Genomic DNA, 20,237 nt, shown 5'->3' with positions numbered 1-20,237 from the left:
AGAAAAATCCAGTAAAACAAATGACAAACGTCAAACAGTTTTGTAAGGTATGCCTTTATTATAAAAGAAGTCCGAAAAGAAAACATTGTACTAAAGTCTGAAATAAGAAAAATTTATAGTTTCTGCGCACCAATAGTTTCAGGAGATTTTTTTATCTGAGGGATGTTTTTTCGTTCGCTTCATTTGCCAACGATTAACGATCTTTTCAACCACACTCGTCATCATGAAGCCTCCAGCGATCGCCCCAGCGGTGATGACAACGATCATCAGATTTTCAAAGCCGACAAAGTTGTCGCCCAAAGCGAATTCTCGAACGGCTTTGTAGGCAGGACCACCCGGTACGAGAGGAACGAGGCTAGGAATGTTAAAAATGATCATGGGCATTTTTTTTCTGCGGGAAAAAAAGATGCTGACGCAACCGACGGCAAATGCGGCTAAGAAGTTGGCGCTGCCTAGACCGTAGCCAATCGTTTTCAATGACCAATAGATCATCCAGCCAACCGTTCCAGCGATGCCTGTTGCAACTAAGGCTCTTTTAGGAATATTGGTCAAGATACCAAAGGTCACGGTGCTTAAAAAGCTAAAGGAAAGGTGAATAAAAATCGTCATGAGATCCCTCCAAATAAGGTGAAGACCGTGGCGATGCCAACACCGATCGCGGCAGCTGTGAAAATAGCTTCAGTTCCCCGAGCAGTCCCACTGATGAGATGGCCTGCCAAAATATCCCGAAAGGAATTGGTGATCGCTACACCAGGAACTAAGGGCATGACGGCACCGATAATCAAATTATCGACGTTTTGTGCGACATGAAGAGAGACCGCTAGAAGAGACAAAGTACCGATCAGTAAAGAGGCGCAAAACATATCCAAAAAGCGGATATCGATGACTTTTTTGACCCAATAGGCGCATAAAAATCCCAGACAGCCAATGACAAACGTTGCTAGAAAATCAAACCAAGCACCGCCGAAAATAATCATTAAAGTACTGCTGACCACGCCCGCACTAAACACCTGCAGCCAATAAGGAAAACTTGGTGTCGTTGGATTGACCTTTTTTAATGCCTCGTGCAGTTCCACTAACGAGATTTTTTTTTCAGCATAGGCACGGGACAATCCGTTGACGGCAACAATTTTTTCGAGATTGATGACTCGATCATGAACATTTTCTACTTGTGCATAGTGGCTACTGCGTAAGCCCATAAAAAGTCCAGTTGCTGTTACATAACTAATGCTGCCTTGCTCCCCGGCATTTGCTGCAATTCGATTCATTGTATCTTCCACTCGATAGACTTCCGAGCCGTTTTCCATCATGATTTTTCCTGCCAACAAACAGGTCTCCAATAATAGCTCTTTTGATTCAGCCATTTCCAAACTCCTTTTTCAATCGAATTTGCGCACTACATTCTTAGTGTACAATTTCAGCGAGTTTTCAACAAGGAAGAAAAGTAGATTTGAAAAATAACTAGCAGCCAATGCGTAGGATTTTTTGTGATAAATGAAAGGAGAAGCACTTCTTTTAATTAGTAAACATTCGTTTTTAATGAACAAAGTGAATAGAAATAAGATAACGGATGGAGTGTTTTATTTTAAAAAAATGAATATCTCGGTTACAATTAAATAAATATAAAAAGGGGGATTTATTGATGCGAAGGAAGGTCTATACAAGAGAACACATTTTGAAGGCCGCTTATGAACTGATCAATAGAGAAGGTTTTGGCAATTTTACGGCCCGGAATATCGCTAAGCACATGGGAATTTCTACTCAACCGATTTATCTTGAGTTCGAAAATATGCAGGACTTAAAAAATACCTTGGTGGAGGCTGTTTTCAAAGATTTATCGGAAAATGTTTTTCCAGTTGTTCGAACAGGAGACAAACTTGTTGATTTAGGCCTGAATTATATACGCTTCGCTCAAGAGCAGCACAATCTCTACATCGCCCTTTTTATCGACGACTATGGCGGGGGGAAATTGATGCATGATTTTTCATCGACCTATTTCAAATCCTTGATCAAATCAGAAGAAAAATATGCGGATCTTTCAGAAGATGCGGTAAATGCACTACATAATGGCGCATGGATCGTTGTGACTGGTTTGGCTTCCTTAATGTCGGCGGGTATCATCACACCCACCGATGACCAGATCATCAAAATCATCAACGAGACCATTGAAGGCGTAATCGAAAAGAAAGATAGCTACATCTTCGATTAAAGAACAAAAAATCTGCATCCCATTACTTATTGGGTGCAGATTTTTCTTGACATTTTTAATAAAACTAGCGAAAATAACTGTTATGGAGAGTTGGCAGAGTGGTAATGCAGCGGACTCGAAATCCGCCGACCCGGTTCATCCCGGCGCGCAGGTTCAAATCCTGTACTCTCCTTATGAAGAAACCAGAAGAACCCTTGACTATATAAGGAATGCTTATATATCAAGGGTTCTTGCATTTTTTTAAATATAAGAAAGTGGGAGAAAACTAGAGAAAATAGAATGATTTTGCACCAATTTTGCACGAGATTATGAATTCATGCAAATAGCTCACCCATTGTCGTGCTAACGATTTGAGACTCTTTTTGTTCCATCTCATCAAGAATATGCTGATAAATACCTAACGTAGTTTCAATTTTTTTATGTCCTAAACGTCTGGATACGTATTTTAGATTAACACCTTGATAGATAAGAATTGATGCATGTGTATGTCGAAGTCCATGAAAGTTTATAGGTTGTTCTATTCCAATTTTCTTTTGATGTTTCTTCAACGTTTTGTTTACTGCAGAGTTTGATATTAACTCCATATCGTCATTTAAAAAAACTAGATTTTTCTCATTCTTTAGTATTCTGCCAAAGTAATATTCACGTTGATGTTTCTTTAATTGTTTCAAAAGGTCAAGAGTGAAGTCGTCAACAGTAATAAGACGCATTGATTGGTAATTCTTAGTATTTGAAAAGTCTTGTTTGTATACATAGTCCCATGTCTTCTCAACCCTAACAGTTTTATCTTCAAAATCTATACAGTTCCAAGTCAATCCAAGTATTTCCGCATAGCGCATTCCTGTAGCAATACCTAAAAGAATCATATATCTAGATACATAGGTTGGCTTGATGCCATCAAGCAAAGAATTTGTGAGCTTTTTTGTTTCATTGTAGCTTAGGAATTTGTCTCTATCTGATTTATCTGAAATACCGCCACGAGATGAAACCTTATAAGTAGGGTCTTTAAAAATAATTCCTTCTTGCAGTGCATCTTGGATAGCTGCTTTCATATAAATGTGAATTTTTGAAACAGTGGAGGAACGTCTCGTTTTAGCGAATTCATTCAGCTTCTGTTGATAAATTTTCCTATTTAAATCTTTAAGTTTTATTCCTTTGAAATTTGCTTCCGCAAATTTTATAGATTTTTCTATATCAGCATCATTTGCTTTTGAAAATTTTCCTTTTCTATAAACTTCATACCATTCTCGAAAATAAACAGGAAACTCTTGATCAGCATCAGAAATTTTAAACCCTTCAGTTAGTTTCTTTTCAATAGCAGCTGCAGCTAAATGAGCTTCTTTTTTTGTAGCGAATTTCCCTTTAGTTTTTGTTTTGTATTTACCATCAGTATCCTTATAAGAAACACGATACTGCCAACCATTATCTTTCTTTTGAATACTAGCCATATTGATTCAACTCCTTAGTTTTGCTACAATAGGCATGACTAAATAAGCCTTACGTTTATTTGGGTCCAGCACGTCCTCGACCGCCAAGAAGAGGGACGTGTTTTTTATTAATTTAAATTATTAACAGCGTAATCAGCCTCTTCTTGTGTGAACTGACCTCCGTATTCAGAAACTAATTGATCTCTAATTCCTTCAGGGGACATTGACATGCTTTCTTGATAACTCTTTGCTTGTTCCAATGCATTAGCATTCCAATCAGCTTTAATGTTATCAATAGCGTATTGCGCTTCTTCAGCTGTAAATTGACCGCCATTTTCAGAAATTAGTTGGTCATAAATTCCTTGTTTAGACAGATGCATCGAATCTGAATAAGATTCAGCTTGTGCCAGTGCGTTAGCATTCCAGTCAGCTTGGATATTATCAATTGCATACTGCGCAGCATCAGGTTGAAATTGACCACCATACTCGGATACTAGCTGATCATAGATTCCTTGTTTGGACATGTGCATTGTATCTGAATATGATTTCGCTTGATTCAGTGCAGATTTAAATTCGCTAGAAACATTATCTTCTGGCTTAGACTCTTTTTCAACAACTGTAGATGAACTTTCTTCTTTAATTGATGAACTCGTCGATTTATCTGCAACAGAAGAGCTATTTGAAGATTTTTCGGCAGCAGAATCATTATTACCACCAGATAAACCGTTACCCACTATTGCTATAAAGATAATAGCTAGTACCCAAAACCAAACCCTTTTGTAAAATGGTTTCTTAACCTTGTACATTTTACCATCTTCGCCTCTAACTCTTTTTGCCATTTTTCTTTCCTCATTTCTTTGATATAATATATTTGTACAGTCTCAGAAATGAGCAGATCTTTTGGGAGCGGGAACTTCCAAAAGATTTTTTGTTTATCCAAAAATTTTAATAGGTTCCACGAATATAAACTCATTGTCGAATGTAAATTTATAGTTGCGATGATAATGGTATTTACCGTATTTATTGAAGTAGTGAATGAGGGTATCTTCAAAAAAATCGGGAGTTACGTTCAAGTGTTCGCTGCATTCATAAATGTTGTTGCATCCATTCAAAGCACAGTCTAAGAGATCATCAAGTGTGATCAGAATTTCAATACCATATCTTCTAGCTTTCCATTCTTCTTTCCAAGCCTCGGGATCTTTATAATTAAGAATATTTCCAATAGTTCTTTTATGGTGACCAAATTCTTCAGCCAAAACAACCTTCTTTTTTCTACTTGATTTATTTTTATCTAAGTAGATCCTATTGTTTCTATAAAGGCCTGTATATCCAGTGTCCTGTTCTAAAGGTAATTCTATAACTGGAATTTCAGTCGTAACCTTGTTTAAAAGATTTTCAAAATCATCCATCTGCAACCCTACTTATCATCAAATTTTTTATCAGCTTCATCAAGGTATCGATTAAGTTCGATAAATTCTTTTTGAGTGATCCTTTTATTTGGATCGTCGGAGTGAGCAGCGATAGTGAAGTTTTCTTTACTCTGTTCGTGCATCTTATATTTAGCAAAGTCGAGAACATCGTCTTTTTTGCTATTATCTAGATTTTGGAATATATCTATTAATTCAATTTGTTTAGAATCGACTTCATTAAAATAAGTAGATTCGTGGTTTTCTCTGGTCATTGGTGTGTCCATACCCATGAGCCATGCCTCGTTAACCCCTAATACATTCGCCATAAGAAAGATGTTATCTTGTTTTGCTTCGTATTTTCCATTTATATAGTCGCTGATAGAGTTACGTCCAATTCCAGTACGTCTAGCTAATTCAGCTTGAGATATATTCTTATTTTTTAAAGCTATTTTTAGCCGATCAGAAAAGTTGTTCATTATTCTGTACACCCCTTTACAATGATTATACTGTTAAGAATTCTGAATAGCAAGCAAAAGATACAGAAAACTGAACAAAATGTGTTGACATTCTTTTTTTTATAAACTATGATGATTTTGTACAGAAAACCGAACAGTCTGGAGGGAAAAAAATGAAAAAAATAGACATTGTCTACGATTATGAATTGCTGAAAGATAAAATATCGGAAAAAGGGCTTACTCAAGAAACATTAGCACCTAAACTCAATATGAGTAGAACATCGTTGAATCTAAAATTGAATAGCAAATCAAACTTCACGCAAACCGAGATTAAGGTTATGGCTGAATTACTAAATATTCCTTCAAAAGAACTTGGGAATTATTTTTTTAAAGGTTTTGTACGGAAAAATGTACAAAATGTGAAGGAGGTGCTGTAATGTCTCAAACCATTGAAATCAATACACCGATTCAAATCTTAATACCTTCACATTTAAAAGTTGTGGAGATTGAAGAATATGAATCATTAAAGAAAAAAGATTTGATGGGTCAAACGTGGACAATGGATGACCTTAAGGAACGATTGCAAACTACTGACGAAGATTGGATAAAGGAAAAAATCCTTTATCCAAACAGAGAAATACTAGATGTCAGGAACGGCGGTTTTGTTCGTTACTCAAAAGGCAAAGGGAATCCTTGGAAATTCAATGCTTTAGAAATGGCGAAGTATTTACAAGAAAATTGGGCAAATATCATGTCAGATTGAAAGGAGGGATTTTGTGAATAAGAAATGGTTAGCTACGCTCCATGACAATCCATTGTATAAAGCACGTCAATTACAAGGGATTGCTTATGCCAGCTTATTGTTAAACGGTATATTGTTAGCTATTTGTTTCCTATTAATGATTGGAGGGTAACTAGATGTTTAAAGAAAGAGAAATTATTTTCACTACAAATCGAATGTATGTTAAGCCATACACTCAAAAAATTAAGTCGATTATCTGGAATAAGTTTGAATCGACATGTGAAGTAGAGGATCGTTCATTTGATAGCGATGAGACACCTACGATTGCTTTATATTTTGTTGTTTCAGATGATCAGTTTCAAAAATTACAAATGGCCATCCCTAAGTTGCTACCGGATTTAGTAAGTAAAGGAGGAATTCAATATGAATAATGACAAGTTAGCACTGACATTAGCCGATAAGTTGATGGCAAAAGTTAACAGTTTGCTAGATGCAGAAGTTCGAACAATCACTGCCGATTTACAGGATACTCAAAAGGACATTGAAGCAAAACGCACGATTTCAATAAAGGTTGGAATCAAAGTCACTAGTGATCATCGAGGAATTACCATCGATGCAGAATCAAATCATGGATTACCGAAACGAGAATTGGAACCAGTTGTTTATCCAATTGATGTCAATAATTCTGGACAGATAAATTTGTTCGAAGATGAGTGAAAGCTGTAGGTGATGTAGATGTTATCAAAGGCGATCGATTACTTGGAAAAAATGCCTGCAATTGTAATGCAGGTTCGTATGAGGAAACGTGGAGAGAATTATGTATACAGTATTGAAGCGAAAACTGAGCGAGGTAGAGTAGAAACATTTCAGTTGCGTGGAAGGACGTTGTATCACCATGTTTTTCATCTTGGAAAACAAACCGAAGAAAAGGTTCTTTTCCAGTTTTCAGAACAATAAAAAAAGCCGCCAAAACTGGCGACTTCTGAGAATGGTATTTCTTATCTCCGACAAGATAAGTATACCATCCTCAGACTATTTTTGCAAAAAACGCTGCTATTTCGGCGTTTTATCGTCCTTGTATTAGATACTAACTTAACGGACGTAGAAAATTCTGGGGTGTTTGTCATGAAGAAATCATTTGTTAGAGAACGCAGAGTGGAAGCAGGACCTTATAAAGAAATCCGACTTTACAGTAGGACGATCGAGCAGGAACGAAAATGCAGAGAACCCAGAGGTAGGAGGAAAAAAGTAACTGGCTTATCTCAAGCAAGATGGAATCAAGCCCAAAGTAAACGAAAGGCCGCATTGTTCCTGTATGCAAACTTTGGAGAGAAAGATTACTATGCCACGTTCACTTATTCCGATCAGTTTCTACCTGAAAAGCCTGCTGATGCCAAGCGTGATCAAGAAAACACTTTGAAAAAACTAAAAAGACTCTATGAGAAAGAAGGGGTCGAACTCAAGTACATGTGGTTTACCTCGTATCAATACGATGAGGAAGTAGGCTATATCACTCGAATCCATCACCATATCGTTTTAAACAATGGTCCATCAAGGGATGCAATCGAGAGTGTTTGGTCTAAAGGACGAGGAAAGAAGAAACAGCCTCTTGGTCGAAGACAAGTGCAAAACATTCAATACGATTCAGATGGGATGCAAGGCTTGGTCAATTATTTAACAGGTCAAGAGAAATGGGAAAATCGCCAGTGGAAGAAAGGTCAAAAGCGATGGTCCAAGAGTCGAAACCTTAAAGAACCACACGAAACAACCAACGATGATTATTGGTCATTTAGAAAACTAAATAAATTAGGTATGTCCAACGATGATGGAGCAGAGGAAATTCTTAAGAGGTTTCCTCAATACCGAATTTTAGGAGATATATTGAAAATTTACGATGAGGATCGTGGGTGGTATTTCAAAATCGAACTGTTCAGAAATGATGATGGATAGAGAAAGAGGTAGAAATGGAAAGTAAACAAACGTATCTGGTCGCCTGCTTTGATAAATCAGATTGTATCGACATGATGCAGGAAGTCTTTTTGATGTTAAACATTGATGATCAAAACAAAGGGAAATTTTCTCCATGTATTAAAACATTGGAAATCAAATCAGAAGAAAAGGAAATCCGATTTCTTCAAAATCAGCAAATTTGCGATGCTGCATCAAACAAATTAAATGATCATTCAGCATATGCAGGAATAGTTAAGAGTGATCGCTATTCACAATTCGTATGCTTTGAAGATAAAGCACACTATGAGCGCATTTACCGAAGAACACTAGATACATTTGGTCAAAACGACAAAGAAGGATTTATTACTAAACTAATGCAGAAAGTAGGTAGAAACGATGTCTTCAAGAAATTACCAAAATAGAGTCAATAATGATTTAGGCGATATCTTTGAAAAAATGATTGATCAAGGTTGTTGGTACTACAGAACAAAAGAAATTGCTTTAATTGAAAAAACACCTGAACCGTTTCGTGTGAAGCAGATACTTGGCGACGGCAGCATGATCGTTTATCCAATCGGGAAAGCTCAACCAGATTACAAAGGAACTCTATGGGATGGACGTGCCATTGTTTTTGAAGCAAAGATGACCACAACGGATCGATTAAAAAAATCAGTGATTACACAAAATCAGGCGGCCTTGTTGGAGCTCCATCAAAAATTAGGAGCGATGGCAGGTGTTTGTTGCATGATTAAAAAGACCGTTGGATTTATCCCATGGAGTGATTGGCAAAACATGAAAGCAAAATATGGCCGTCAGTACATCCTTGAAGAAGAGTTGGAAGAATATCAGGTTGCTACGCCGGGCTACATCGATTTTCTGAATAAAACGAAATGGTGATCCTATGGATGAAAGAATAACGAGTTTCAAAGTAGCACGTGTCGAATTCACCATGTTTTGCGAGATACGAGGATGGACGGTTGAGTATTTTTCTAACAATCCCAAGAATTACCGTCAATACTATGCAAGATGTTACGTTCCAGAGAAGGCAGATACCTATCATTTTATTATTACACTTGCAGGGAAGTACTATCGCCTTCTCGGAAATAAAAAGTGGGAACCTTATGAATATGTGTATAAGCCAGCAGATGCAGGAGGTGATCAACATGAAACAGAACCAACAGGCGATGAAGCAGAAAGAACATGAAAAAAAGAAGCGTCACAGAGAACGTGCTTTAAAACTACAACGATTACTTTATCTATCTAACCTTGATGATCGAGAGATTGATCCATTAATTGAGGACGAGCGAGAAGCATTACGTGTTGAACTCTGGAGAGGGGAGCAATCCCATTTGCGAATTGTGGAGGTTCTTTACAAAGGCGAAGTGATTTTCACAGGTACTCGGAAAGACGTATGTCGGAAGTGTAAAAAAGCAAATCGAACGATGAGCGATTTATTACGTTATGGTCATGAAGATAAACAAGGAAGGACTTACCGCTATAAGGATTGGAGTGGAACCATTGACGATGGGGTTGATTACGATTAATCAAAATAATTGGAGGGAAATTCATGAATGAGTTAGTTGAATTAGTAGAACAATGGTCAAAAGAAAAAGGATTGGATAAAGCAGATTCTAGCAAACAAATGTTGAAAGTTGTCGAAGAAACTGGTGAAGTTGCAGCTGCATTAGCAAGAAACAATCGAGATGCATTAAGAGATGGTATTGGCGATGTAGTAGTAACCTTGATCATCTTGGCAATGCAAAATGATATGGACTTGTACGAATGCCTGAATTTTACTTATGACGAAATCAAAGGACGTACTGGAAAGATGGTCAATGGTGTTTTCGTTAAGTCCAGTGACCTGAAATAATTCCAGAATCGGAAGAAATACACAACTAAGAAAAGAGGAATAAGAAATGTTTAAATACGAGAATAAAGAGTTCCGAGCTAATTCTCTATCTCATGCGTATACGAAATTTTTAGATGAATCTTGGGGATCGCACTACGTTGATTACCTAAAACAAAATAATCTTGAACATGAAAAAATTTATGCGACAGAAGATATTGAGGAAGTTGAAAACCTTGTTGATGGATACTACCGATTGAAGCAAAAGTTAGAAAATGGTGCTGTTTTCCAAATCGAGGTTTGGGAAAACGGAGATGGGTCATATGATGGGCTTGCTCAGGTGGTTTAGTTGATAATCCACCAAAATAGTTAACTAAAAACATATAAAGGAGCGATTTAAGAATGAAAAAATATAATGTGCTGGTCGAAACAGAAAGTGAACAGCTTTTTCTATTTCCAATGAAGGCAGAGAGTGCTAAGCATGCTAATGCATTATTGATGAGAGAAAGTGTACGTCATGATTTTTTAAATGGAGTTGAGATTGCGACTATTGCTGTTTTTGAAGAAGGGAATTCGGTGAATAAACTTGAAAATACCATCAGAGATTAAGGTTGCCGGTATCAACTATCAAGTAAGTATTGCTGACCATTTGCCTAGTGAAGACGCAGGTTACAAATGGGGAGAGTGCAATTACCAAGATGCTGAGATTCGCATTTGGAATGAATTATCAGACCAAAAAAAGGATCAGACATTTGTTCATGAATTGACTCACGCTATATTCCATGAAGCAGGAATTGATGATCAGGATGAGGATCAAATTAACCGAGTAGGGATGGTACTGTATCAAGTCTTGCAAGACAATGCATTCCACTATCCGACGAAATAGGAGAAAGAATATGTTTATGAAAAATAAATTTGTAATCTTTGCATTCTTGGGATTAATCGCAGTATCATCTTGGATTTCTGCATATGTGATTTTGTCCCAAGCAAAACAAATCGTGAAGCTACAAGAACAACTGCAGCATGAGCAGATGAAGTACAAGGTTATTATCAATGATCCGCTGGTGCGAGATGCGATGGAAAGTGGGGGATGATTATGACAGTTGCAGTTTTAGTGTTCACAGGATTCGTAGTGATAATGGTCGTTGCAGTCATTGTTGGAAAGAAGATGGACGATAGAGAAGGAAAATAAAAAAGCCACTACCTTTTGGGTAAGTGACCAGTGACATGATTATTTTACCATAAAAGGAGTGGCGTTTGTGAGATTTCAGTGGCTTAAAAATTATCAAGATTTGGAAGAGCAGATTCTCTTCATGAAATGGAATCTTAACAAAAGTAAGTTGGAATTGGAACGATGGGTCAGTGGTGATTTAGCAAACGTCCGTCTTGAAAAAAACTCAAGGTCAGCTTCTTTAGAAGAGAATATTCAAATAATTGAAGAAGAGATTGAATTACTAGAAGATCAACTAAATGAAATGGTTCTACTGATAAAGTCATTTAAGGGATTAGACAATCAAATAATGTATTTGAAATATGTTGAAGGGATGACTTTAGAAAAAATTGCCGAAGATCTTAACTACAGTACATCGTATATTCAAAAGAAACATACTGAATTAAGAAAAGCAATTGATTTTGTCGATGAGTATATTTTAAACAAAAATAAGTTGAAGATGAAGATATCATTGCAAGATCATCGAGAAAAGTTGCACAAAAGTTGCACTACTAATTCTAGTTTTAAACTTGATTAATATGGAATATATTAATAGCGTAGAAGAAACGAGAGATGGTCTATGGCTACTCACATAATCATAAACCGAATGGAGGAAAGCTCCTTATCGCAAAACTTCTTTGAATAAATAGAAAGACAGCACATTATTTTGAAACGAGGTGAATCACTTCAAATCAAAATTCGCTAGTGCTGTCTTTTATATTTAATTAAATTAAAGGAGGAAATCACATGAAAGAGTTTAGCAAAGTGAATGTGCTAGGAACGCAGTACACAATTTACAAAAATACAACAGAACTTGATAAACCTTTCATAAGTGGAGCCGATGGGCTAACTGACTTTACTACTAAAGAAATATTTATTGCTACCCTTGATGATGGTGATCCTAATAACATGCAGGCTATGGAGCATTATGAAAAGAGAACTATACGACATGAGCTTATTCATGCAATCTTGTTTGAATCTGGTTTGGATCACAACAGTAAATGGGGAAGAGATGAAGAGATAGTAGATTGGATTGCAATTCAATTCCCCAAGTTGTTAGCTGTATTTCAATCTATAAACATTGAAACATTTTAGTACTCCATCACCTAAAGAAAGGACCCCGATACAATGGCGTTAAGAGCAGACAGACAAGGACCCCACAGGGTAGCCTTTGAGAAGAACAAAAGGGTACTGCTTAAAACTCACAACACTTGCGGCATTTGCGGTAAGCCTATTGATAAAACACTAAAGGCACCACATCCTTTGAGTCCAGTAGTGGATCACATTGTACCAATCAATAAAGGTGGTCATCCATCAAGCATCGAAAACTTACAGCTGGCACACTGGACCTGCAACAGACAGAAGTCTGACAAACTTTACTCTGTCAAAGATGAAGCGCCTAAAGTTGTAGGTAACAGAAACCTTCCACAAAGCACTGATTGGGCTTCTTATGGCGGTTAAAAAATTTAGATACAATCATACCAAAAAGAAATTAAAAACTGATACAAGCGAAAAGAGAAGGGGGGGATAGGTACCCCTCCGCCTTGGCGGCCGAGCTTCACGCCGTCACTGTACATTTTTTCTCACGCGACTTTTTGAAAGGAGTGAAATAATGGAAATTTATGGCATTGAGTACCTAAGAAATAAGCTAGCTACTCATAAAATTCGTGTTGATTTAAGGTATAGACAATACGATATGAAGAAGAATGAATCAAGCTTCGGAATCACAATTCCATCTGAAATAAGAAAAAGATATCGATCAGTTTTAGGATGGTGTGCCAAAGGGGTGGATTCTTTGGCTGATCGTTTAGTTTTTCGTGAATTTGAACATGATGACTTTGAGGTAAACGAAATTTTTGAAGCAAATAATCCGGATGTATTTTTTGATAGCTTGGTTTTGTCATCTTTGATTGCTTCTTGTTCTTTCGTTTATATTTCAAGGGGTGAAGGAGAAATACCTAGATTACAAATAATTGAAGCAAGCAATGCAACGGGGATTATTGATCCAATTACAGGACTTCTAACGGAAGGGTATGCAGTTCTCGAAAGAGATAAAGATGGAAATCCATCTATTGAAGCATATTTTCTGCCTGGTATAACTCATTACTATTATGCTGATGAAAATATACCGGATGAACCTATCGAACATAGTTTTGATTATCCATTATTAGTGCCGGTAATTCATCGGCCAGATGCAGTTCGGCCATTTGGTCGTTCTCGTATTACACGATCAGGTATGTATTACCAGTCATACGCAAAACGTACACTAGAACGTGCAGATATCACCGCAGAATTTTACTCATTTCCGCAAAAATATGTTTTAGGAACAGATCAAGATTCAGAACCATTGGATACTTGGAAGGCAACCATTTCAGCGATGCTCGAATTTACAGTTGGAGAAGGTGGTAATGCTCCAACAGTGGGACAGTTCACGACTTCTAGTATGACTCCATTTACAGAACAATTAAAAACTGCAGCTGCTGGATTCGCTGGTGAAACAGGACTTACATTGGATGACTTGGGATTTGTTTCCGATAATCCCTCATCGGTTGAAGCGATTCGGGCAAGTCATGAAAATTTAAGGCTAGCTGGACGTAAAGCACAACGATCGTTAGGATCTGGAATATTGAACGTAGCATTTATTGCTGCTTGTTTACGTGATGACTACCCGTATTTTAGATATCAGTTTGCAAAAACAATTCCTAAGTGGGAACCATTATTTGAAGCTGATGCCAATTCATTAACATTAATTGGAGATGGTGCGATTAAATTGAATCAAGCGATTCCAGGATATATCAATAGTGAAACAATCAGAGATTTAACTGGAATAAAAGGTGGCGATAGTAATGGATAACGACATTGTTCCCGCATTACTTGAAAAAATTAAAAATGAATTTAGTGAGCAGACAATCAATAGTCAGAAGTTGAAGTCTGCTTTTTCTTTGCTCAAAAATCGTAAGGCCACATACAAAAATGTAAATGAGTTTGCTATTGAAATTGGAGAAATATTAGCAAATGTATTAGGCAGCAATATCAACATTGACATTCTTCCTGACGGGAAAATGTATTTTAATATTGCTGATCGGTTGCTTAATGAAACGCTGAAAAATAATTACGATTTGATTTCAAATTTTTCTGTTGATGTTCAAGAGCAGTTAAACAAAGAAGCTGCAATTAAAATTAAAGGACAGAAACCTGACTTCAACCAAGACAGGGTCAATGGCCTTATAAACAAGATATCAGCAGCAGAAGATTTCGATACTGTTAAGTGGGTATTAGGAGAACCGATCGTAAATTTTAGTCAAAGTGTTGTTGATGATGTTATTAAAGCAAATGTAGATTTTCATGCGAAATCTGGGTTAAGGCCAAGAGTCAACAGAACCTTAGTCGGACATGCTTGTGATTGGTGTAAAAGTTTAGCTGGCTCATTTGATTATTATGATTTACCAGATGATATTTATCGAAGGCATGAAAGGTGTAAATGTATAGTTGAATATAAACCGGGTGATGGTCGAAAACAAAATGTATGGTCAAAAGCTTGGACTGATCCACAAAAGGAACAGAAAATTCAAGCTAGAAAAAATATAAATTTGAGAAAGGATGCGTGATCCAATATCTCCCAGCGACAGGGTTATCATGCATGATCGAGATTGAAAGGGGATAGTTTATGACTACTAAAGTGAAATTTGGTAATCAACATCCTACTCAATCGGTAATTCTTCCATATGATAGATCTGTATCTCAAAGAGCGATTGAAAGATATCAAAGAACTGGTCGCAATTGTTATGATTGGCAAATTAGTATGCTTGAACCTATCTTGGCTATTGATGAAGATAATTTATGGGTTCATCAAAAGTTTGGTTTCTCAATTCCACGAAGAAACGGTAAAACCGAGGTTATTTACATTATTGAGTTAGATGCTTTAGAAGAAGGATTAAGTATTTTGCATACGGCTCACAGAATCAGTACGTCTCACGCTTCATATGAACAAGTAAAAAAATTACTTGAAGACACGGGATATATTGAGGGCGAGGACTTCAATTCAATCAAAGCTAAAGGTCAAGAACGATTGGAGCTATACTCAACTGGCGGCGTGATTCAATTCCGAACAAGAACATCTAGTGGTGGGCTTGGGGAAGGATTTGACTTGCTTGTGATCGATGAAGCTCAAGAATACACTACTGAGCAAGAATCAGCTTTGAAGTATACCGTGACAGACAGTCAAAACCCTATGACGATTATGTGTGGTACGCCACCAACTCCTGTATCTAGTGGTACCGTTTTTACAGGTTATCGAGATACTACGCTATTCGGTAAATCGAAGTATTCTGGATGGGCCGAATGGTCAGTTGATGATATGAAAGATATCCATGATGTCGAGGCTTGGTATAATTCCAATCCTTCATTGGGATATCATTTGACGGAACGAAAGATTGAAGCGGAACTTGGTGATGACAAACTTGATCACAACGTACAGCGTTTAGGATACTGGCCTAAGTACAATCAAAAATCTGCTATTTCTGCTAAGGATTGGACAAGGTTGAAAGTAGTAGCTCTGCCTGTATTGAAAGGACCGTTGTATGTTGGTATCAAGTATGGGAATGATGGACAGAATGTTGCAATGAGTATTGCAGTTAAAACTTTATCCGGAAAAATATTCGTTGAAGCAATTGATTGTGTGTCTGTAAGAAATGGCAATCAATGGATCATTAATTTCTTGAAAAAAGCTAACGTAAATGCAGTGGTCATTGACGGTGCTGGAGGTCAAAATATCCTAACTAAAGAAATGGAAGAGTTTAAAATTAAAGCGCCAATCCTTCCAAAAGTATCAGAAATCATTACTGCCAATTCATTATGGGAACAAGGGATATTTCAACAAACAATTTGCCACAAAGATCAGCCATCTCTAAGTTCAGTAGTTACGAACAGTGAGAAGCGCAATATCGGTAGCAACGGTGGATTTGGTTATAAATCGCAATTTGAAGATAGAGATATCTGTTTAATGGACAGTGCACTATTAGCACATTGGGCTTGTAGTATTAAAAAGCCCAAGAAAAAACAACAAAAAAGGTATTAGACGACTATTTAGCGGTAGTCGTTTTTTAATACAAAAAATTACCGAACTGCCGGGCAAGCAGGAGAAAGGAAGTTTGTATTATGACATTCAAAGCAATTGAAACACAAGAGGAACTGGACCGTATTATCCAGGAGAGATTAAGTCGTGAAAAAGGGAAGTTCGCTGATTACGATGAGATCAAAACGCGTAATGCTGCATTAGAAGCAGAACTAGATGATTTGAAATCAACAATCGAAGAATCAAGCAATGCCGCTAAGACTCATGAGCAAACAATAGCTGATCTAAATAAACAAATCGCTGAGAAAGAAACCGTGAATTTGCGTACTAGAATTGCGTTGCAAAACGGATTGCCAATTGATTTAGCAGATCGCTTGGTTGGAGATGATGAAGAAAGTATCAAAGCTGATGCAGAACGGTTAGCGAGTTTTATAAGTAAGAAACAAACGCCGCCACCTTTGAAAAATACTGAAAATAATTTAGGTGAAGGAAAAGATGGCGCTTATAAAAATCTAATTGAAAATCTTAATTTAGAAGGAGAGTAATATTATGTCAACATTATCAAAAGGAAGTTTATTTGATCCAGAATTAGTTACAGACCTTATTAACAAAGTGAAAGGAAAAAGTTCTTTAGTAGCTTTATCTCAACAAAAGCCGATTCCATTTAACGGTCAAAAAGAATTCACTTTCACTATGGATTCCGAAATCGATATCGTTGCTGAAAACGGTAAAAAAACACATGGAGGGGTTTCTATTGCGCCGTTGACTATCGTGCCAATCAAGGTCGAATATGGCGCTCGTATTTCTGATGAATTCTTGTATGCTTCAGATGAAGAAAAAATTGATATTGTAAAAGCATTCAATGAAGGTTACGCTCGCAAACTTGCTCGTGGTTTAGATTTAATGGCATTCCATGGAATCAATCCACGTACTGGTACAGCGTCAGCAATTATCGGAACGAATCACTTTGACGGGAAAGTAACGCAAACAGTTGACTTTAATGAAGCAGATCCAGATGTAAACATTGAAACGGCTGCTTCAATGGTACAAGGTGCGGAAGGTGTAATTTCGGGTATGGCGATGGATCCGCAGTTTTCAGCTGCCTTAGCATCTTACAAAGTAAATGGTGTCAAACAATTTCCAGAGTTAGCATGGGGAGCGAATCCGGGAGCTGTTCGTGGAATCCCAACTGATATCAATCGCACAGTATCTAACGGCGGGAATGACTTGGTTATAATTGGTGACTTTGCTTCCATGTTCAAATGGGGATATGCGAAAGAAATCCCATTGGAAGTTATCAAGTATGGTGATCCTGATAATAGCGGACAAGATTTGAAAGGTTACAACCAAGTTTATTTACGTTCAGAAACATACCTGGGTTGGGGAATTATGGATGGCAATAGCTTTGCTCGTGTGATTAAACCAGCAGGAGGCGGACAATAATGCAATATAAAAACACAAAAACAGGGGTTACTTTTAGTAGCCCTTGCGTTGTTTCTGGCGGTGATTGGGTCTTGTTGAAAGATGAGCCAAAAACTGATGAAGAACCAAAAGCAGTGAATGAAGTAGAAATTGAAAATACTGACGATGAAGCTGAAACACTAGTTGCTGTTCCAGAACAACAAGCTGATGAAAAAGATGAACAAGTGGTTGGATTAGAAGGCATTACTAAAAAGCAAATCATGCAGGAATTAGATGCATTTGGCATCAAGTATAACCCTAGCTCTAAAAAGCAAGAATTGTACGATTTGATGATGCAAGGGAAGTGATTTCATGGCAGCCTTTGCAACTATTGATGATTTGTCAAACCTATGGCGTGCCCTTAAGCCAGAAGAAATCACGCGAGCTACTGAATTGCTTAATATTGTTTCTGATTCTTTGCGAATGGAAGCCGATAAGGTGGGAAAAGATTTAGATAACATGATAAGCATGAAGCCTGATTACTTTTTGAATGTTGTCAAATCGGTAACTGTTGATGTTGTAGCTAGAACACTAATGACATCAACTGATCAGGAGCCAATGACCCAGTATGCAGAAGGAGCATTGGGTTATTCCGTTTCTGGATCGTACCTTGTGCCAGGTGGCGGATTATTTATCAAAAACAGCGAATTGAGCCGTCTTGGTTTAAGACGGCAACGGATGGGAGTGATTGAACCTTATGGCACTTTTGAAAGGAATAACAATTCAATTGGTGGGTTTGACCAAAACGGGAACTGATCCATTCGGGAATCCAATCTACGAAGAAGCAGATATTGATGTTGAAAATGTCTTAGTCACTCCTACTTCCACTGATGATATTGTCAACCAACTTACTTTAACTGGAAAAAAAGCTGTATATACGTTAGCAATCCCGAAAGGAGATACTAATGATTGGGAAGACAAAGAAGTAAAATTCTTTGGTAAACGATGGCGCACCTTTGGCTTTCCAACAGAGGGTATCGAAGACTTAATCCCACTTGATTGGAATAAGAAAGTGATGGTGGAACGTTATGGCTAAGATGAAATTCAAGTTGAACCGGAGTGGAGTAGCAGCTCTAATGAAGTCCAATCAGATGCAAGGTGTATTAGAAGAGAAAGCAACTGGTGTGAGAAATAGAGCTGGCGAAGGTTACAAACAAGATATTTATGTAGGTAAAACGAGAGCAAATGCAATGGTATATGCGGATACATACCAAGCAAAAAAAGACAATATGAAAAATAATACCCTTTTAAAGGCGGTGCGATAAATGATTGAAATTGTGATTAAGAATTTTCTTGATAGTCATTTATCTGTAACGTCTTTTTTAGAAAAACAAGGGAAAATGCCAGAAAGCTATGTTCTTTTCGAAAAGACTGGTAGCGGTGCAAACAATCATATTTCGTCTTCAACATATGCTTTTCAAAGCTATGCACCTACATTGTATGAAGCCGCATTGTTAAATGCTGAGTTGAAAGAAATTTTAAAAGATCTGATCAAACTGGATGAGATCAGCAGGATTAAGCTGAATAGTGATTATAACTACACGGACACAACAACAAAAGAGTACAGATATCAAGCAGTATTTGATATCACTCATTACTAGGAGGTAATAACATGTCAGATGCAAAAAATGTATCAACTGCTAAACCAAAAGTGGGAGGGGCCATTTATTCGGCTCCATTGGGAACTACATTGCCCGAAAATGCAACAACTGAATTAAATGCTGCATTCAAAAGCTTGGGGTATATTTCAGAGGATGGTATGACAAACTCAAACACACCTTCTTCTGAAAATATTAAAGCATGGGGTGGGGATACTGTTGCAAGTCCTCAAACAGAGAAAGAAGATACCTTTTCTTACACTTTGATTGAAGCATTAAATACTGATGTTTTGAAGGAAGTATATGGATCTACAAATGTAACAGGCACAATTGATACTGGAATTAAAATTAAAGCGAATGCAAAAGAACTTGAAGAACACGTCTTAGTTGCAGACATGATTCTAAAAGGCGGGATTCTTAAAAGAATTGTTATCCCAAACGGAAAAGTAACGGAAATCGGAGAAATTAGTTACACTGATGCTGATGCAGTAGGTTATGAAACAACTATTACTGCTATTCCGTCTGATGATGAAGGAAATACTCACTTCGAATACATTCAGAAACCAGCAGCTAGCACAGGAGGTTCAGGACAATGATTAAAGGGGAAACAAATTCAGGATTCAAGTATTCTATCGAAGAAAAACGATTAGATAATTATGAACTCTTAGAAGTTATTGGTGAAATAGATGAAAATCCTGTGGTTGCGCCGAAAGCTTTAAATCTTCTTTTAGGAAAAGAACAGGCAGCAGCTTTGAAAGAACACGTTCGAGATGAAGATGGAATTGTTCCTGCTGCTAAAATGGTTGAAGAACTTGGAAATATTTTTCAAAATCAAGATCAAACAAAAAACTCCTAA

At 37.2% G+C, this 20,237-nt stretch carries 38 protein-coding genes and 1 tRNA gene; 33 read left to right on the top strand and 6 right to left on the bottom strand.

Features of this window, described 5'->3' with window-relative positions:
• Positions 1-138: 138 nt before the first annotated feature.
• Both IGI76_RS11945 and IGI76_RS11940 read right to left on the bottom strand, forming a co-directional pair.
• Positions 139-609 (bottom strand): threonine/serine exporter family protein, encoded by a 471-nt coding sequence (locus tag IGI76_RS11945; RefSeq protein ID WP_016608602.1) that lies wholly within the window; start codon positions 607-609, stop codon positions 139-141.
• On the bottom strand, positions 606-1,364 hold the full coding sequence (locus IGI76_RS11940) for a threonine/serine exporter family protein (RefSeq protein WP_010749694.1): 759 nt from the start codon (positions 1,362-1,364) through the stop codon (positions 606-608). Before IGI76_RS11940 ends, IGI76_RS11945 begins: the two co-directional genes overlap by 4 nt.
• A gap of 278 nt (positions 1,365-1,642) precedes the next feature.
• Here IGI76_RS11940 and IGI76_RS11935 point away from each other — a divergent pair, with 278 nt between their 5' ends.
• Together IGI76_RS11935 and IGI76_RS11930 are read left to right on the top strand one after the other, a co-directional pair.
• Entirely contained in the window at positions 1,643-2,209 is a 567-nt protein-coding gene (locus IGI76_RS11935) for a TetR/AcrR family transcriptional regulator (RefSeq protein WP_010749693.1), read from the top strand.
• 84 nt (positions 2,210-2,293) lie between these two features.
• Positions 2,294-2,381, top strand: a tRNA-Ser gene (locus tag IGI76_RS11930).
• 142 nt (positions 2,382-2,523) lie between these two features.
• On the opposite strand, the gene IGI76_RS11925 is transcribed toward IGI76_RS11930, so the two are convergent.
• From IGI76_RS11925 to IGI76_RS11910, 4 genes are all read right to left on the bottom strand, one after another.
• The gene (locus IGI76_RS11925) at positions 2,524-3,657 is read right to left on the bottom strand and encodes a tyrosine-type recombinase/integrase (RefSeq protein ID WP_438781581.1); all 1,134 of its coding nucleotides are present in this window, start codon (positions 3,655-3,657) and stop codon (positions 2,524-2,526) included.
• Positions 3,658-3,764: 107 nt separating this feature from the next.
• On the bottom strand, positions 3,765-4,475 hold the full coding sequence (locus IGI76_RS11920) for an Ltp family lipoprotein (protein WP_144316750.1): 711 nt from the start codon (positions 4,473-4,475) through the stop codon (positions 3,765-3,767).
• 93 nt (positions 4,476-4,568) lie between these two features.
• A complete protein-coding gene (locus IGI76_RS11915; RefSeq protein ID WP_438781580.1) occupies positions 4,569-5,045 on the bottom strand; it encodes an ImmA/IrrE family metallo-endopeptidase in 477 nt (158 codons plus the stop codon).
• 8 nt (positions 5,046-5,053) lie between these two features.
• Positions 5,054-5,521 carry a helix-turn-helix domain-containing protein gene (locus IGI76_RS11910; protein ID WP_438781579.1) on the bottom strand — a complete coding sequence of 156 codons (468 nt, stop codon included), beginning with the start codon at positions 5,519-5,521 and terminating at the stop codon, positions 5,054-5,056.
• A gap of 152 nt (positions 5,522-5,673) precedes the next feature.
• Between IGI76_RS11910 and IGI76_RS11905 the strand changes: the two genes are divergently transcribed.
• The 31 genes from IGI76_RS11905 to IGI76_RS11755 all read left to right on the top strand — a co-directional run bounded on the left by IGI76_RS11905 (position 5,674) and on the right by IGI76_RS11755 (position 20,237).
• Entirely contained in the window at positions 5,674-5,937 is a 264-nt protein-coding gene (locus IGI76_RS11905; protein ID WP_431402157.1) for a DUF739 family protein, read from the top strand.
• Positions 5,937-6,263, top strand: coding sequence for a DUF771 domain-containing protein (locus IGI76_RS11900; RefSeq protein WP_041120560.1), 327 nt, complete (start codon positions 5,937-5,939; stop codon positions 6,261-6,263). Before IGI76_RS11905 ends, IGI76_RS11900 begins: the two co-directional genes overlap by 1 nt.
• Before the next feature lie 13 nt (positions 6,264-6,276).
• Positions 6,277-6,414 (top strand): hypothetical protein, encoded by a 138-nt coding sequence (locus tag IGI76_RS11895; RefSeq protein ID WP_179190645.1) that lies wholly within the window; start codon positions 6,277-6,279, stop codon positions 6,412-6,414.
• A 4-nt stretch (positions 6,415-6,418) separates the two neighbouring features.
• On the top strand, positions 6,419-6,673 hold the full coding sequence (locus tag IGI76_RS11890) for a hypothetical protein (RefSeq protein ID WP_087627986.1): 255 nt from the start codon (positions 6,419-6,421) through the stop codon (positions 6,671-6,673).
• A complete protein-coding gene (locus IGI76_RS11885; RefSeq protein WP_041120554.1) occupies positions 6,666-6,959 on the top strand; it encodes a hypothetical protein in 294 nt (97 codons plus the stop codon). Before IGI76_RS11890 ends, IGI76_RS11885 begins: the two co-directional genes overlap by 8 nt.
• An 18-nt stretch (positions 6,960-6,977) precedes the next feature.
• Positions 6,978-7,199, top strand: coding sequence for a hypothetical protein (locus tag IGI76_RS11880; RefSeq protein ID WP_087627984.1), 222 nt, complete (start codon positions 6,978-6,980; stop codon positions 7,197-7,199).
• Positions 7,200-7,367: 168 nt separating this feature from the next.
• Positions 7,368-8,192, top strand: coding sequence for a rolling circle replication-associated protein (locus IGI76_RS11875; protein WP_041120550.1), 825 nt, complete (start codon positions 7,368-7,370; stop codon positions 8,190-8,192).
• Between the two features lie 14 nt (positions 8,193-8,206).
• A complete protein-coding gene (locus IGI76_RS11870; protein ID WP_438781578.1) occupies positions 8,207-8,614 on the top strand; it encodes a hypothetical protein in 408 nt (135 codons plus the stop codon).
• On the top strand, positions 8,589-9,089 hold the full coding sequence (locus tag IGI76_RS11865; protein ID WP_086269559.1) for a Holliday junction resolvase RecU: 501 nt from the start codon (positions 8,589-8,591) through the stop codon (positions 9,087-9,089). The genes IGI76_RS11870 and IGI76_RS11865 overlap by 26 nt, the downstream gene beginning before the upstream one ends.
• A 4-nt stretch (positions 9,090-9,093) precedes the next feature.
• The gene (locus IGI76_RS11860; protein ID WP_179190931.1) at positions 9,094-9,396 is read left to right on the top strand and encodes a hypothetical protein; all 303 of its coding nucleotides are present in this window, start codon (positions 9,094-9,096) and stop codon (positions 9,394-9,396) included.
• The gene (locus IGI76_RS11855; RefSeq protein ID WP_228077428.1) at positions 9,356-9,736 is read left to right on the top strand and encodes a hypothetical protein; all 381 of its coding nucleotides are present in this window, start codon (positions 9,356-9,358) and stop codon (positions 9,734-9,736) included. The genes IGI76_RS11860 and IGI76_RS11855 overlap by 41 nt, the downstream gene beginning before the upstream one ends.
• A gap of 23 nt (positions 9,737-9,759) precedes the next feature.
• Positions 9,760-10,062, top strand: coding sequence for a MazG-like family protein (locus IGI76_RS11850; protein ID WP_438781577.1), 303 nt, complete (start codon positions 9,760-9,762; stop codon positions 10,060-10,062).
• A gap of 46 nt (positions 10,063-10,108) precedes the next feature.
• Positions 10,109-10,387 carry a hypothetical protein gene (locus tag IGI76_RS11845; protein ID WP_194185987.1) on the top strand — a complete coding sequence of 93 codons (279 nt, stop codon included), beginning with the start codon at positions 10,109-10,111 and terminating at the stop codon, positions 10,385-10,387.
• Between the two features lie 53 nt (positions 10,388-10,440).
• Complete coding sequence (locus tag IGI76_RS11840; protein WP_201690006.1) at positions 10,441-10,647, top strand: hypothetical protein; 207 nt, start codon at positions 10,441-10,443, stop codon at positions 10,645-10,647.
• Positions 10,625-10,924 (top strand): ImmA/IrrE family metallo-endopeptidase, encoded by a 300-nt coding sequence (locus IGI76_RS11835; protein ID WP_153841932.1) that lies wholly within the window; start codon positions 10,625-10,627, stop codon positions 10,922-10,924. Before IGI76_RS11840 ends, IGI76_RS11835 begins: the two co-directional genes overlap by 23 nt.
• A 16-nt stretch (positions 10,925-10,940) precedes the next feature.
• Positions 10,941-11,132, top strand: a complete 192-nt coding sequence (locus IGI76_RS11830; protein WP_101699602.1) for a hypothetical protein — start codon at positions 10,941-10,943, stop codon at positions 11,130-11,132.
• Positions 11,133-11,297: 165 nt separating this feature from the next.
• Positions 11,298-11,786 (top strand): hypothetical protein, encoded by a 489-nt coding sequence (locus IGI76_RS11825; RefSeq protein ID WP_118215272.1) that lies wholly within the window; start codon positions 11,298-11,300, stop codon positions 11,784-11,786.
• A gap of 209 nt (positions 11,787-11,995) precedes the next feature.
• The gene (locus IGI76_RS11820) at positions 11,996-12,343 is read left to right on the top strand and encodes a hypothetical protein (RefSeq protein ID WP_438781575.1); all 348 of its coding nucleotides are present in this window, start codon (positions 11,996-11,998) and stop codon (positions 12,341-12,343) included.
• A 33-nt stretch (positions 12,344-12,376) separates the two neighbouring features.
• On the top strand, positions 12,377-12,709 hold the full coding sequence (locus IGI76_RS11815; RefSeq protein ID WP_144316765.1) for an HNH endonuclease: 333 nt from the start codon (positions 12,377-12,379) through the stop codon (positions 12,707-12,709).
• A 151-nt stretch (positions 12,710-12,860) separates the two neighbouring features.
• Complete coding sequence (locus tag IGI76_RS11810; protein ID WP_270267271.1) at positions 12,861-14,102, top strand: hypothetical protein; 1,242 nt, start codon at positions 12,861-12,863, stop codon at positions 14,100-14,102.
• A complete protein-coding gene (locus IGI76_RS11805) occupies positions 14,095-14,856 on the top strand; it encodes a hypothetical protein (protein WP_438781574.1) in 762 nt (253 codons plus the stop codon). The genes IGI76_RS11810 and IGI76_RS11805 overlap by 8 nt, the downstream gene beginning before the upstream one ends.
• Positions 14,857-14,915: 59 nt before the next feature.
• Positions 14,916-16,325, top strand: coding sequence for a DEAD/DEAH box helicase family protein (locus IGI76_RS11800; protein ID WP_438781573.1), 1,410 nt, complete (start codon positions 14,916-14,918; stop codon positions 16,323-16,325).
• Positions 16,326-16,405: 80 nt separating this feature from the next.
• Positions 16,406-16,867 carry a capsid assembly scaffolding protein Gp46 family protein gene (locus IGI76_RS11795; RefSeq protein WP_438781572.1) on the top strand — a complete coding sequence of 154 codons (462 nt, stop codon included), beginning with the start codon at positions 16,406-16,408 and terminating at the stop codon, positions 16,865-16,867.
• 4 nt (positions 16,868-16,871) lie between these two features.
• Positions 16,872-17,765, top strand: a complete 894-nt coding sequence (locus tag IGI76_RS11790; RefSeq protein WP_194185628.1) for a phage major capsid protein — start codon at positions 16,872-16,874, stop codon at positions 17,763-17,765.
• Positions 17,765-18,091 carry a hypothetical protein gene (locus IGI76_RS11785; protein ID WP_438781571.1) on the top strand — a complete coding sequence of 109 codons (327 nt, stop codon included), beginning with the start codon at positions 17,765-17,767 and terminating at the stop codon, positions 18,089-18,091. The genes IGI76_RS11790 and IGI76_RS11785 overlap by 1 nt, the downstream gene beginning before the upstream one ends.
• Positions 18,092-18,095: 4 nt before the next feature.
• On the top strand, positions 18,096-18,539 hold the full coding sequence (locus IGI76_RS11780) for a phage Gp19/Gp15/Gp42 family protein (RefSeq protein WP_041120514.1): 444 nt from the start codon (positions 18,096-18,098) through the stop codon (positions 18,537-18,539).
• Positions 18,481-18,819 carry a hypothetical protein gene (locus tag IGI76_RS11775; RefSeq protein ID WP_086295615.1) on the top strand — a complete coding sequence of 113 codons (339 nt, stop codon included), beginning with the start codon at positions 18,481-18,483 and terminating at the stop codon, positions 18,817-18,819. Before IGI76_RS11780 ends, IGI76_RS11775 begins: the two co-directional genes overlap by 59 nt.
• Entirely contained in the window at positions 18,812-19,048 is a 237-nt protein-coding gene (locus IGI76_RS11770) for a hypothetical protein (RefSeq protein ID WP_041120510.1), read from the top strand. The genes IGI76_RS11775 and IGI76_RS11770 overlap by 8 nt, the downstream gene beginning before the upstream one ends.
• Entirely contained in the window at positions 19,049-19,384 is a 336-nt protein-coding gene (locus IGI76_RS11765; RefSeq protein WP_438781569.1) for a hypothetical protein, read from the top strand.
• A gap of 11 nt (positions 19,385-19,395) precedes the next feature.
• On the top strand, positions 19,396-19,977 hold the full coding sequence (locus tag IGI76_RS11760) for a phage tail protein (protein ID WP_142964712.1): 582 nt from the start codon (positions 19,396-19,398) through the stop codon (positions 19,975-19,977).
• A complete protein-coding gene (locus IGI76_RS11755; protein ID WP_086295611.1) occupies positions 19,974-20,237 on the top strand; it encodes a hypothetical protein in 264 nt (87 codons plus the stop codon). The genes IGI76_RS11760 and IGI76_RS11755 overlap by 4 nt, the downstream gene beginning before the upstream one ends.

Source organism: Enterococcus sp. DIV2449a, assembly GCF_051711225.1.
Classification (GTDB): domain Bacteria; phylum Bacillota; class Bacilli; order Lactobacillales; family Enterococcaceae; genus Enterococcus_D; species Enterococcus_D casseliflavus.
This window is presented reverse-complemented; position numbering and strand designations above follow the sequence as displayed.